Here is an 11,980-nt window from a genome sequence, read left to right as displayed (position 1 = left end):
CGTCGCGTCGTCCCACCAGGACGACGGCGCCTGCTGGCAGTGCCTCCCGGCCCGGGCGTTCGACCTGGATCCGGCGTCCCGCTGGGCGACCAGCGCCACCACCGGCTGGGTCGACCCCGGGTGGATCTACGTCGACCTCGGCGCCACCGCGACCATCCGCCGGGTGGTCCTCCAGTGGGACCCGGCCTACGCCACCGCCTACCAGATCCAGACCTCGAACGACGCCGCCAGCTGGACCACCATCTACAGCACCACCACCAGCGCCGGGTTCAAGCAGACCCTCGACGTCACGGGGACCGGCCGCTACGTGCGGATGTACGGCACGGCGCGCAGCAGCGGCTACGGCTACTCCCTCTGGGAGTTCCAGGTGTACGGCACGGGCGGCGCGCCGACCGCTCCCCCGCCCACACCGCCGGACCCGACCTTCCCGGCCACCCGGCTCGTCTTCGCCGACGAGTTCAACGGCCCGGCGGGCAGCCGGCCCGACCCCGCGAAGTGGACCGTCGACCCGGGCACGGGGCAGAACAACGAGTTGCAGTACTACACCGACAACGCCAACGCCGCCATGAACGGCGCCGGGCAGCTCGTCATGGAGGCCCGCCGGGAGTCCGCGGGCGGGCGTGCGTACACCTCGCACCGGATGAACACCGGCAACCGGTTCCACGTCCAGTACGGCCGGGTGGAGGCCCGGGTCAAGGTGCCCAAGGGCAACGGCTTCTGGCCGGCGTTCTGGATGATGGGCGCGGACTTCCTGACCGGGCGCCCGTGGCCGTACAACGGCGAGATCGACATCATGGAGATCCTCGGCCGGGACACCTACCGCAGCTACACCACGCTGCACGCGCCCGCCTACAACGGCGCCGCCGGCTACGGCCAGGAGCGGGTGTGGAGCGTCGACCTGTCGGCCGACTTCCACGTCTACGCGGTGGAGTGGGACAGCCGGGGCATACGCTTCTTCGTCGACAGCACCGAGGTCTTCTACGCCAGCCGGGCCACGGTCGAGGCCACCCGCGGCCCGTGGGTCTACGACCACCCGTTCTACCTGATCCTCAACCTCGCCGTCGGTGGCGACTGGCCCGGCCCGCCGGACGCGTCGACGCCGTTCCCGGCCCGGATGCTGGTCGACCACGTCCGCGTCTACCAGTGACCGGCGGTCGTGCCGGGCGGGCGGGTCCCGTCCGGCACGCCCCGGCCGTCAGCGCCGGGCCAGCTCCGACTCCAGCCGCTGGACGAGCGTCTTGCGGTCCTTGCCGCCGCGCTCGCGCCGCAGCGCGGCCCGGAGCTGGCGCGTGTCGAGGCCGCGGACGAGCTTGACCGCCTCGGCGACCGGCAGGTCGGACAGCGGTCCGGCCGCGGTTGCTCGGCGGCGGGCCTGCTTCGCCGGCCCGGTGTTGGCCACGAACTGCCGTCCGGACCGGGACGCCTGCCGCTTCTTCGTGTCGGTGTCGCGGCGCTGCTCGTCCGAAAGCTGCTGCCACGCCCGCTTCGGCAGGTAACGGGCGGTCTCACCGTCCCTGCGCGCCCGGGCGGAGCCGGACCGGGTCTGCCACTGCTCGGCGCCCCACCGCTGCAACGACCGCTGCCGCTGGTCCCGAGGACCCTCGAAGCCTCCACCCTGCTTCTTGTACTCGTTGGTGAGCAGCTGCGACTTGCGCGCCGACCACTGCCCCGGCCGGCCGCCCTTGTCGGACGCCTGGATCTCCGCCTTGAGCCGCTCTCTGAGCTCGGGCTCGGTGTACCTGGCCATGGCGGACCGGTTACCCGGGCCGGCGAGCCCCATGCGTCCGGGTCGACGGCGCGGCGCCCGCCGTACCTGAGGGGTCCGACCGGCCGCCGGGTCAGCGTCCCCGGCCGGTGTCCGGTGTCGGGGGCCGGCCGCGGCGGGCGGCGTAGGCCCGGCGCATCTTGACGTAGTTGCCGCACCCGGCCATGGAGCACCAGCGGCGCGCCTGGTTGCGGGAGGCGTCGTAGTAGGCCCACCGGCAGGTGTCCCGGTCGCACACCTTGAGCCGCGTCCACACCTGGTCCTGCGCGCACTGCCGGACCGCCTCGACCAGGGCGGCCAACGCCACGTCGAGAGGACCGGTCCCGGCGGGAACGAGGTGGGGACCGCGGTCCGCGAGCGCCATCCGCACGGGCACCGCGGCCAGGGCCTCGTCGAGGCGCCGCAGCGCGCCGGGGTCGGCGGGATGGCCGGCGTGGCCGAGCAGCACCGCGCGCAGGCCCTCGCGAACCGTGCGGGCCGTGGCGAGGTCCGACGAGCCCAGCCGCGCGCCGGCGGGGAGCAACCCGCGCTCCGCGCACCAGTCCCGCAGCGCGTCCGGCGTGGTCAGCGACTCCTCGTCGACCTGCGGCTCGAAGGTGTTGACGAAGTCGCGCACCAGCCGCACGGCCGGCGGCATCCGCGCCTCGTCGCTCACCGTCGCCCTCCTCCGTCCACACCAGCGTAATGCCTTGACCGGTGTGGTTGTCTCTGGGATCGTCCGGTGTGTACACCAGCGAAAGCCGTTGGCCGGTGTCGAGCCCGTGGCGCCGTCGCCGGTGCCCCGGGGGCGGGAGGACGGATCGTGGCCACCACGCTCAAGGACGTGGCGCGGCACGCCCGCGTGTCCGTGAAGACCGTCTCGAACGTCGTCAACGACCACCCGCACGTCAGCGACGACGTGCGTCGCCGCGTGCGGCAGGCGGTCCGGGAACTCGGCTACCGGCCCAACCTCGCGGCCCGCACCCTGCGCACCGGCCGCACCGGCCTGCTCGCGCTGATCGTTCCCGACGTCGAGGCGCCCGGCCTGCACGGGCTGGCGCGTGAGGTCGTCCGCGCGGCGACGAGCCAGGGCTTCCGGGTCGTCGTCGACCACCTCGGACCCGACACCGGGCGTCCCGCGCCACGGACGCCGTCCGGCGCCACGCCGGCTGTCGACGCCGTCCTTCTCGGCGCGGACGTGGTGCCACCGGGGCTGGTCGACGCTCAACTCGGCACCGGCACTCCCCTCGTCCTGCTCGGCGAGAGCCGGGACCCGCGCTGCGACCAGGTCGCCCTCGACGGCGCCCGGGCCGCGGCCGACGCCACCGAGCACCTGCTGCGCACGGGGCGACGGCGGATCGCCGCCATCGGCGCCCGGCCGGGTGCGGCCGCCGGACAGCCGCAGCCCCGCACCCTCGGCTACCAGCGGGCGGTCCGCCGAGCCGGACTCGACCTGCCCGCCGGCTACCTGCGGACCACCGCCGAGCACCGGTACGAGGACGGCTACCGGGCCGCGCGGTGGCTGTTCGCGCACGAGACCCCTCCGGACGCCGTCTTCTGCTACTCCGACCGGCTCGCCATCGGCGCCCTGCGCGCCGCCGCCGACGCCGGCCTGCGGGTGCCCGCGGACGTGGCGGTGATCGGGTTCGGTGACAGCGAGGAGGCCGGCTACTCCCGGCCGACGCTGACCTCCGTCTCCGCCGACCCCGCGTTCCTCGCCCGGGAGGCGGTCGCCCTGGTGACCGCCCGGCTGGACCACCCGCACACGGCGCCCGCCCGGGTCATCGCGCCGCACGCGGTGCTCCCCCGCGAGAGCACCCGCCCGGCCGGCTGATGTCCGACGGTCCACAGCGCCCTCGCCGCGCCTCCCGGACGTGAATCGGTGTTCTACAATCGACGCCGCCCTGCGAGGTACTGCGGACAGCAGTCTCCACGGGATCCGGGCCTACTCGGGGGAGGCGCATGGTGAGCGGGGCTCTGGGCGGCGGCGGTGTCCTGGACCCGGACGGCGCCATGGACCAGATGCGGGCCTGGAAGGGCCGCATCGACAAGCTCGCCGCGGACACGAAGGTGATGAGTGACCGGCTGCAGGAGCTGCGGGTGACGGTCGCCGACGACAACGGGCTGGCCGAGGTCACGGTCGACTCCACCGGCGCGCTGCTGGACCTGCGCCTGGGCCGGCAGACCCAGCGGGTCTCCCCCGAGGTGGTGGCGCAGGCGGTCATGGACGCGATCCGGCGGGCGAAGGGGCAGCTCGCCGAGCGGTCGCAGGAGATCATCGCGGAGACCGTCGGCACCGGGTCGGCGGCCGCCCGGGCGATCGCCGAGCGGGTGAACCGGCAACTGCGCCCCGATCCCGAGCCCGGCTGGAGCGGGCCCGGCTCGTACGACGGCCACGGCTGGCGGCGATGAGCGGCCCGGCCGGCTGGGTGGCCGACACCGAGCAGATCCGCGCGCACGCCGCCGCCGTCGACGGGCTCCGCGCCGGGTTCGAGGCGGTGCGCGGCGCGAGCGGGCACATCGCGCGGGACGACCGGGCGTACGGGCTGCTGTGCGGGTGGATCTCGGGGATCCTGGAGGACCGGCACACCCGCCAGGACGAGCTGGTCGCGTACGTCGACGAGAACCTCAAGCTGGTCGCGGACGGCCTGCGCCGCACCGCCGACGCCTACGACGGTGTGGACGGTGAGGCGGCGAGCTCGCTGGGCGCGATCGCTCGGCGGTTGCGGGCATGACCGACGAGTCGCTGGTCGCGGGCGTCGTCTCCACCCGGGAGGTGTGGACGGGTTCGTCGCTGGCCGACGGCGTCGAGGGCCTGGTGGACGCGATCCGCAGCGAGGGCTGGGTGGACGACCTGCTCGCCGGGGCGGCCTTCGGGCTGGACGTCGCCGCCACGGTGCTGGACCCGTTCAGCGCGCTGCTGGCCAACGGCCTCGGCTGGGCGATGGAATACTTCGAGCCGCTGCGGGAGATGCTCGACTGGCTGACCGGCATGCCCGACGTGGTCGCGTCGCACGCGGCGACCTGGGACAACATGGCCGGCCACCTCCAGCGGATGGCGGCCGACCTGCAGGCGCACCTGGCCGGTGACCTGCCGGACTGGCGGGGGCACGCCGCCGAGGCGTACCAGTCGCTGATGAAGAACAACGTGGATGCGATCGCCGGCCTGGGCGGCGCGTCCGCGGCGATGGCCGCCGCCACCCAGGCCGCCGGGAACCTGGTCTCGTTCACCCGCGACATCGTGCGTGACCTCATCGCGGACCTCGTCGCGCGCGTCATCGTCTGGGCGGTCGAGGCGATCTTCGTGGTCACCATCCCGGTGATCGCCGCGCAAATCACCGCCGCCGTGCTGAAGTGGGCGGGCCGGATCATGAGCTACACCACGGCGCTCGTCAGCAGCCTCACCAACCTGTCCAAGCTCGTCAACGGCTGACCCGGGGGGATCGTGGCGAAACCCAGGGGACCGCGCGGCAGCACCGGAGACGGCGGGGAGGTCGGCGACGGCGGTGTGCCGCGGCAGCGGGGCGGCGGGCCGCACGGCCGGCCCACCACGGTCGCCGAGACGCACCGGGCCGTCACCGAGGCGGCCGAGAGCGGCCGACCGGGCGGACCGAGGTCGACCGACGGCAAGCCCGCCGACGCCGAGGGAGACGCCGACTCGTCGCGCCCCCAGAACGACCCGGAGCTGGGCAAGCACGACCCGAAGACGCTGGAGGAGATCGCCAAGGCGCGCCAGCAGATCGCCGGCCAGCTCCAGGAGATGGCCGACGACGCGTGGGACCACGTCGACCAGAACCGGGACTCGATCCTCCAGCAGGAGGGCTACCAGCGGCAGCGGGACAAGCTCGTGGAACAGGGCTACCCGGAGGACGTGGCGGACCTGATCGTGGAACGCACGGCGCTGGGCACCGAGTCCCACCGTCACCTCGCCAACGCGATCGACAGCGAGGCGACCACCATGCTCGACCCGGAGACGGGTTTCCGGCTGCGCACCGAGGTCGGCTACGACGCCCAGGGCGTCGAGACGCCGCGGGTGAAGGATCAGGACTTCCGGCCGGACGTCATCCTCGAACGGCAGTACAAGGACTCGGTGACCGACGAGCTGGACTGGGAGGCCGCGCACGCCTACGACCTCAAGACCGGCCTGAAGACCGGCATCGAGCCGAGCTGGGCCAACAAGGTCAAGCGGGTGCTCGACCTGCCCGAGCACCCCGAGGAGCTACGGCCGACACAGCGACCGCTCAGCGTAGACTGACCGGACCCGGCCACCGACCCGCGAAAGGTACGTATGTCCTCTGCTGACAAGGCGCGGCGGTGGCGGCAGATCCTCTCCGCACTGCGGCCCGACCTGCCGGGAGAGTGGTCGCTACGGGGCAGCGGCCTCGACACGGTGCTGGTCCGCGAGCCGCTGGACTGGGCGTTGGGCTGGATCGGCTACGCGGGTTCGCCCACCCGGCCGGTCGGCTGGGTCGCCGCCGGGGTGCAGCCGCTCGTGACGCCCTTCACCAGCTGGGTCATGACCTACGGCGTCCGGATGGACGAGGTCCGGTCCGGGCCGTCGACGGTGGACCTGTCGTCCGACGAGGCGGTGGACCAGGCGCGGCGGTTCCTGCTGGACGCCGGCCTGGCGAAGATCGACAGCTGGCCGGCCGAGCGCCTCGCCGACGTGGCCGAGCGGGACTTCGCCCAGGATCCGGGCCGGCGCCGCACGCACTGGCACCAACTGCCCGGCTGGCGGGTGGTCAACGACACCGCGTCGCCCGTCGAGCCGGCGACCCAGCTCGCCGAGCTGAGCCACGCGCGGGCCGCCGAGAGCTCCGGCAAGGGTGGCCGGCAACTGGCGGAGCAGGCCGCGTTCTACGCGGGGCTGGTGGAGGCGTGGCACGACGGCGGACGGGACGGCGCGCTCCGGTTCCTGACCGGGCAACGGGATCGGGCGCTCGCCGCCCGGAAGCTGGACGAGGCGCTCACCCCGTAGGGCGGTCCAGCCGCGCCACGACCGGGGCCAGTGTCTCGGGCAGCCGCACCTGCACGGCACCGCCGGCCTCCCCCGGCACGACGCGTACCGGGTGGAACTCGCCGCCGTACCACCAGAAGACCTGGTCGGTACAGGGATCGGCGGCGGCGGCGTACATGGACCCGGCCAGGCGGTGGAGTGCGACCGCGACGTCCTGCGGGCGGTTGCTCACCCGGTGCAGCAGCACCGCGCTGTACTGCGGCGCCGCGACCAGCGCGCCGTGGTCGGCGCCCTCGGGCAGGAACCGCTTGACCGACATGAGGGCGGTCGTCACGAACGGGTTGCCGTCGGCGGCGAGCAGGCGCACCGACCCACCGGTCGGCAGCTCGTGGTCCCGCACGTCGAGGGTGGCCAGTTCGCGTTCCACGGTCTGCCGCACGGCGGTGCGCACCAGCTCGGCCGGCTCAGCGCCCAGTCGCGCGGCCTGGGCCAGGGTCAGCAGGTCCAGGCGCTCGGGCCGGTTCACCACCACCACCGCGGTGAAGTGCCCGCCGAACGGCAGCGCCAGATAGCTGTCGGCCTCCGCGGTCACGGCCGCCGGGATGAGGCGCAGCCGGAGCTGGGCGACGTCGACCGCCCCGAGGTCGGCCGAGACGCTGTCCGGCAGCTCCCGGCGGACAGCCGCGACCCAGTCGGCGACCAGCCCGGGCCAGGCCTGCCGGGGCTGGTCCAGGCAGCTGCGCAGCAACGGGGCCAGGGACACCCGGGCCCGACCGCCGGGCACGGCGACGACGATCTCGTCGCGGTCCGCCGCGACGCGGGCTCCCGGCAGGCGAGCCGGCAGCGCGTCCTCGACCAGCGCGCGGACGTTGCCCATCAGGTCTGCGTTCTGCGACGACGCCACGCTGCATTCATACCACCGGCCCGCGAACGGCCGGGACCCGCGCCGCCCGGACCCGGTGGCCGGGCGGCGGTGTCCGGAGCCGTCGCGGGACGGGCGGGGTCACCGGCCGTGTCGCACCGGCGGCCCCGACACCGCCCGACGGTCAGAACCCCGTCATGCCGGCCCCGTACGGATAGAGCGGATTGCCGTACGTCGTCGCCGGTGGCTGTCCGGCGTCGATGCTGGCCCGGATCTGGGCCCGTTCGGTCGTCGTCGCGCCCAGGTCGTACGGCAGGTCCCAGGCCTCGACGGCGTCGGCCGGCACGTCGGTGCCGCCGGGCCGCACCACGTCCGACAGGCTGCGCGGAAGCTGCCAGGGGAGCTTGCCGCTCGGCGCGTAGTCGCCGAAGAGCAGGCCGGCGAGCGCCGGACCCATCTCCTCGCCGCCCCGGTAGGTGACGACGATGGCGCTCGCCAGGTCGCGCCACTCGGTGATGACGTACGGGCGGGGCAGGACCAGGGCGACCACCACGGGGATCCCCCGGGCACGGAAGTCCTGGATCACCGTGAGCTGGTCCGGGGGCAGGTACGGCTGTTCCTTCGGCCAGTTGGTCGCGTGGGTGTACGAGGTCTCCCCCACCGCCACGATCGCCAGTTTCGGGTTCGGCCCGTCGCCCTGGTGGACGGTCACGCCGGCCCGGGCGGCCCGGGTCCGGATCGCGTCGAGCATGGTCTGCGAGCCGTACTCGGCGTGGAAGAAGCTCGTCCAGACGCAGCAGGCGGTGGTGTCGGCCGCGCGCGGTCCGGCCACGACGATGTTGTCCCCGGCGTTCAGCCGGATCGGCAGGACCGCGCCGTCGTTCTTCAGCAGCGTCATCGCCTCGCGCGACGCCTGGTTGGCCAGCGCGGCGTACGCCGGCTGGTGGAACCGGTACGGGCCGTTGACCGGGTCGCCGTACGGGCTCTCGAAGATCCCGAGCTGGAACTTGAGCCGCAGCACCCGGCGGACCGCGTCGTCGATCCGGGCGGCCGGCACGTTCGCGAGGAACGTGGCCATCGAGAAGCCGGCCGCCCCGGGGTCGGCGCCGCCCATGACGTCGGACCCGGCCTTCGCCGCACCGACCCAGGAGCCGGAGGGCAGCCAGTCGGTGGTGATCAGGCCCTGGTAGCCGAGGTTCTGGCGCAGGTACGCCAGGATGGGCGCGCTGTCACCGGCGCCCGGGCCGCCGGGATCGAGGTACGAGCTGCCGGCGTACCCCGGCATGATGTTGACGGCGCCCGCCTCGATGGCCGCGCGGAACGGGATCATGTGGTACTTGATCGTCACGCCGTCGTAGACGATCAGCGCCTCGCCTCCGGCGCCCTCGCCGGGCCAGTGCTTGACCGTCGCGAGCACGGAGGCCGGGTTCAGCTCGGGGCCGCCCTGCAGGCCGGCCACCAGCGCCCGCACCTGCGCCGCGGCCACCTGCGCGTTCTCCCCGTTGCCCTCCTGGATGCGCGGGTAGATCACCTTCGTGCCGACCTCGGCCAGCGGCCCCAGCACGCCCCGGGTGCCGACCTCCAACTGCTCCCGGCGTTGCATGTCGCCGAGCCGGTAGTCGAGGGCGTGGTTGCGGGCGGCGGCCAGGGCGCTCTGCATGGGGTAGGTGGTCTGGTAGCCGTGGATGGTGTCGCCGGCCGAGACGAACGGGATGCCCAGCCGGGTGCCGGACGAGGCGAGCAGCTGGTCGTGCAGGTCCTGCGCCTGCGCCGGGCCGAAGTGCCAGCCGGAGCGGGGGTAGGCCTGGGCGTTGTAGAACATCTGGTACGCCTTCTCCTCGGCCGTCATCCGGCCCAGGAGGTCGTCGACCCGGGTGTCGACCGGGAGCCGCCAGTTCTCGTACGGCTCGACGGCGCCGTTCCGGTTGAGGTCCCGGCTGCCGGCGACGATGCCGACGCCGTCGGCGACGGTCTCCAGGGTGGGCAGGTAGACGCTGAAGCGCCTGATGTTCGAGGTGGTCGTGGCGGCGCCGGTCGCGGTGACGTACCACTTCTAGGTCCAGCGGTCCGGCAGGTCCCAGGTCGGCGTCCACGAGGTGCCGGTCGGTTCGGCGACCTTGGTGTAGAGGTCGAGGAGGTTGCCCGGGGCGGTGAAGTCGTAGTCGGTGCGGCTGATGTTGATCCAGACCTGGTAGCGGGTGGCGCCGGCGACGGCGGCCCAGCCGAGCACCGGCCGTCGGGTGGTGGTGACCATGGCACCGTCGGCCGGTGCGGTCAGCGCGAACTGGTTGAGCGTGCCGGGCGGCCGGGTGGGACCGGACAGCATCGGCGCCGTGCTGGCCGCCTCGTCGACGGTGCCGTACGCCTGGAACTCCCACAGTGAGTAGCCGTAGCCGGTGGCCCGGGCGGTGCCGTGCAGGCGCAGGTAGCGTCCGCTGCCGGTGACCGCGAGCTGCTCGACGCCGCCGCGTCCGGTGCTGGTGGAGTAGATGGTGGTCCAGGTGTTCCCGTCGGCGGAGGTCTCCAGCCGGTAGCCGGTGGCGTAGGCGGCCTCCCAGTTGAGGACGACCCGGCTGATCGTGGCGACGCCGCCGAAGTCGACGCTCAGCCACTGCGGGTCGCTGAACTGGCTGGACCAGCGGGTGGCCGTCCGGCCGTCGAGCGCGGCGGCGGGCGCGTTACCGCCCTCCCAGGACGACGCGGCGACCTTCTTGAACTCGGAGATCGGCCGGCCGGTCGGGGGCTGGCCCGGGCCGGTGGTGCCGTAGACCTTGAACTCCCAGAGCGAGTAGCCGTAACCGGTGGCCCGCGCGGTGCCGTACAGGCGCACGTACCGGCCGGTGCCGGAGACGGCGAGGGTCTGCGTGCCACCCGCGCCGGTGGTGGTGCTGTGGATCGTCTGCCACGGGCCGGCGGGATCGCCGGCCACCTGGATCTGGAACGCCCTCGCGTAGGCGGCCTCCCAGACCAGCTCGATCTGGTCGACGGTGGCGGTGGCGCCGAGGTCGACCTGAAGCCACTGTGGATCGGTGAAGGCACTGGACCAGCGCGTACCGGGATCGCCGTCGGTGGCGGCGGCGGCCGGCGTACCGCCCTGTTTCACCGAGGACGCCGTGGTCGGTCGGCCCTGCGAGAGCAGCGGTCCGGCGGCGGCCGCGGGTCGCACGGGGACGGTCAGGTAGGCGGCGAGCAGGACGAGCAGCGCCGCGATCGTGGTGGCCGGCCGGCGCGGCCGGCGGGGCGGGGGTGGTGGCGTGCGCATGGCGGCTCCCGTGACGGGGCTGATGGCCGTGAGGGTGAGAGCGCTCGCGAACAGGTTCCATCGAGTCGCTTCTATCAGTCAACGAAATGCGGAAAGTCCGGAATCGATCTTCCCGGCCTCGGGACCGGTCTCTTGACAAGAAGCGCGGACGGGGACGACTCTCGGTGCGAGAGCGCTCTCCGCCGGACTTCACCCGTAGGAGATGCGATGCACACCGCCCCACCCCACCACCGCCGCCGGCCGGACCGCTCCGGCCGCCGCCTCCTCACCGCCGTCGCCGCCGTCCTGGCACTGCTCGCCGGCGGCGCCGTCGCCGCCGCGCCGTTCGCCGCGAGCGCCGCGTCCGCCCTGCTCTCCCAGGGGCGGCCGACGACCGCGTCGTCGAGCGAGAACGCCGGCACGCCGGCCGCCGCCGCCACCGACGGCGACCCGAACACCCGCTGGTCCAGCGCCTTCGGCGACCCGCAGTGGCTCCAGGTCGACCTCGGCGCCACCGCGACCGTCGACCAGGTGCGGCTGGCCTGGGAGGCCGCCTACGCACGGGCCTTCCAGATCCAGGTCGCCGCCGAGCCGGCCGGCCCGTGGACCACCGTGTACAGCACCACCACCGGCACCGGCGGCACCCAGACCCTCACCGTCGCCGGCACCGGCCGCTACGTGCGCGTGTACGGCACCGCCCGGGCCACCGCCTACGGATACTCGCTCTGGGAGTTCCAGGTCTACGGCACCACCGGTTCGTCCGGCTGCGCCGGCAACGCCGCGCTCAACCGCCCGGCCGTCGCCTCGTCGGCCGAGAGCGCCACCACACCGGCCTCCGCCGCGGTCGACGGCAACGCCGGCACCCGCTGGTCGAGCGGCTTCGCCGATCCCCAGTGGCTCCGGGTGGACCTCGGCGCCACGCAGACCCTCTGCCAGGTCACTCTCCAGTGGGAGGCGGCCTACGCCCGGTCCTTCCAGATCCAGGTCTCGGCCAACCCGGACGGCCCGTGGACCACCGTGTACGCGACGACCACCGGTGGCGGCGGCACCCAGACGCTCGACCTGACCGGCTCCGGGCGCTACGTGCGGATGTACGGCACGGCGCGGGCCACCGCGTACGGCTACTCGCTGTGGGAGTTCGCCGTCCGCACCACGTCGGGCTCCACCTGTCTCTTA

The 11,980-nt window shown here is 73.9% G+C and carries 13 protein-coding genes; 8 read left to right on the top strand and 5 right to left on the bottom strand.

What is annotated here, in order from left to right:
- Positions 1-1,147 (top strand): family 16 glycosylhydrolase (locus ACW0Q9_RS23685; protein ID WP_456184812.1); only part of this gene is annotated, 1,147 nt, incomplete at its 5' end.
- 48 nt (positions 1,148-1,195) lie between these two features.
- Here the strand turns inward: ACW0Q9_RS23685 and ACW0Q9_RS23680 are convergent.
- Both ACW0Q9_RS23680 and ACW0Q9_RS23675 read right to left on the bottom strand, forming a co-directional pair.
- Positions 1,196-1,747 (bottom strand): DUF5872 domain-containing protein, encoded by a 552-nt coding sequence (locus ACW0Q9_RS23680; RefSeq protein WP_456184810.1) that lies wholly within the window; start codon positions 1,745-1,747, stop codon positions 1,196-1,198.
- Between the two features lie 91 nt (positions 1,748-1,838).
- Positions 1,839-2,420, bottom strand: a complete 582-nt coding sequence (locus ACW0Q9_RS23675; RefSeq protein ID WP_456184808.1) for a CGNR zinc finger domain-containing protein — start codon at positions 2,418-2,420, stop codon at positions 1,839-1,841.
- Between the two features lie 147 nt (positions 2,421-2,567).
- Between ACW0Q9_RS23675 and ACW0Q9_RS23670 the strand changes: the two genes are divergently transcribed.
- The 6 genes from ACW0Q9_RS23670 (at position 2,568) to ACW0Q9_RS23645 (ending at position 6,722) form a co-directional block, all read left to right on the top strand.
- Entirely contained in the window at positions 2,568-3,578 is a 1,011-nt protein-coding gene (locus tag ACW0Q9_RS23670) for a LacI family DNA-binding transcriptional regulator (RefSeq protein ID WP_456184806.1), read from the top strand.
- Between the two features lie 131 nt (positions 3,579-3,709).
- Entirely contained in the window at positions 3,710-4,156 is a 447-nt protein-coding gene (locus ACW0Q9_RS23665) for a YbaB/EbfC family nucleoid-associated protein (protein ID WP_456184804.1), read from the top strand.
- Positions 4,153-4,479, top strand: a complete 327-nt coding sequence (locus tag ACW0Q9_RS23660) for a type VII secretion target (protein WP_456184802.1) — start codon at positions 4,153-4,155, stop codon at positions 4,477-4,479. The genes ACW0Q9_RS23665 and ACW0Q9_RS23660 overlap by 4 nt, the downstream gene beginning before the upstream one ends.
- On the top strand, positions 4,476-5,177 hold the full coding sequence (locus ACW0Q9_RS23655) for a WXG100 family type VII secretion target (protein ID WP_456184800.1): 702 nt from the start codon (positions 4,476-4,478) through the stop codon (positions 5,175-5,177). The genes ACW0Q9_RS23660 and ACW0Q9_RS23655 overlap by 4 nt, the downstream gene beginning before the upstream one ends.
- A 12-nt stretch (positions 5,178-5,189) precedes the next feature.
- Positions 5,190-5,999 carry a hypothetical protein gene (locus tag ACW0Q9_RS23650; RefSeq protein ID WP_456184798.1) on the top strand — a complete coding sequence of 270 codons (810 nt, stop codon included), beginning with the start codon at positions 5,190-5,192 and terminating at the stop codon, positions 5,997-5,999.
- Between the two features lie 33 nt (positions 6,000-6,032).
- Positions 6,033-6,722, top strand: a complete 690-nt coding sequence (locus ACW0Q9_RS23645) for a hypothetical protein (RefSeq protein ID WP_456184796.1) — start codon at positions 6,033-6,035, stop codon at positions 6,720-6,722.
- Here the strand turns inward: ACW0Q9_RS23645 and ACW0Q9_RS23640 are convergent.
- The 3 genes from ACW0Q9_RS23640 to ACW0Q9_RS23630 all read right to left on the bottom strand — a co-directional run bounded on the left by ACW0Q9_RS23640 (position 6,712) and on the right by ACW0Q9_RS23630 (position 10,825).
- Entirely contained in the window at positions 6,712-7,605 is an 894-nt protein-coding gene (locus tag ACW0Q9_RS23640) for a hypothetical protein (RefSeq protein WP_456184794.1), read from the bottom strand. The genes ACW0Q9_RS23645 and ACW0Q9_RS23640 overlap by 11 nt on opposite strands.
- A 142-nt stretch (positions 7,606-7,747) precedes the next feature.
- A complete protein-coding gene (locus tag ACW0Q9_RS23635; RefSeq protein ID WP_456184792.1) occupies positions 7,748-9,412 on the bottom strand; it encodes a glycoside hydrolase family 3 C-terminal domain-containing protein in 1,665 nt (554 codons plus the stop codon).
- A gap of 204 nt (positions 9,413-9,616) precedes the next feature.
- On the bottom strand, positions 9,617-10,825 hold the full coding sequence (locus tag ACW0Q9_RS23630) for a discoidin domain-containing protein (RefSeq protein WP_456184790.1): 1,209 nt from the start codon (positions 10,823-10,825) through the stop codon (positions 9,617-9,619).
- Positions 10,826-11,032: 207 nt separating this feature from the next.
- Between ACW0Q9_RS23630 and ACW0Q9_RS23625 the strand changes: the two genes are divergently transcribed.
- Positions 11,033-11,980, top strand: a 948-nt coding sequence (locus ACW0Q9_RS23625) for a discoidin domain-containing protein (RefSeq protein ID WP_456184788.1), incomplete at its 3' end; no start/stop codon positions are given.

It is taken from the genome of Micromonospora sp. I033, from assembly GCF_053890995.1.
The sequence above is the reverse complement of the archived record's forward strand: the minus strand, read 5'-3'. Positions and strand labels throughout refer to the sequence as shown.

Coding starts and splice junctions, on each gene's coding strand:
- ACW0Q9_RS23645 (WP_456184796.1), top strand. CDS start 6,033: ATGTCCTCTGCTGACAAGGCGCGGCGGTGGCGGCAGATCCTCTCCGCA.
- ACW0Q9_RS23655 (WP_456184800.1), top strand. CDS start 4,476: ATGACCGACGAGTCGCTGGTCGCGGGCGTCGTCTCCACCCGGGAGGTG.
- ACW0Q9_RS23635 (WP_456184792.1), bottom strand. CDS start 9,412: ATGACGGCCGAGGAGAAGGCGTACCAGATGTTCTACAACGCCCAGGCC.
- ACW0Q9_RS23660 (WP_456184802.1), top strand. CDS start 4,153: ATGAGCGGCCCGGCCGGCTGGGTGGCCGACACCGAGCAGATCCGCGCG.
- ACW0Q9_RS23680 (WP_456184810.1), bottom strand. CDS start 1,747: ATGGCCAGGTACACCGAGCCCGAGCTCAGAGAGCGGCTCAAGGCGGAG.
- ACW0Q9_RS23630 (WP_456184790.1), bottom strand. CDS start 10,825: ATGCGCACGCCACCACCCCCGCCCCGCCGGCCGCGCCGGCCGGCCACC.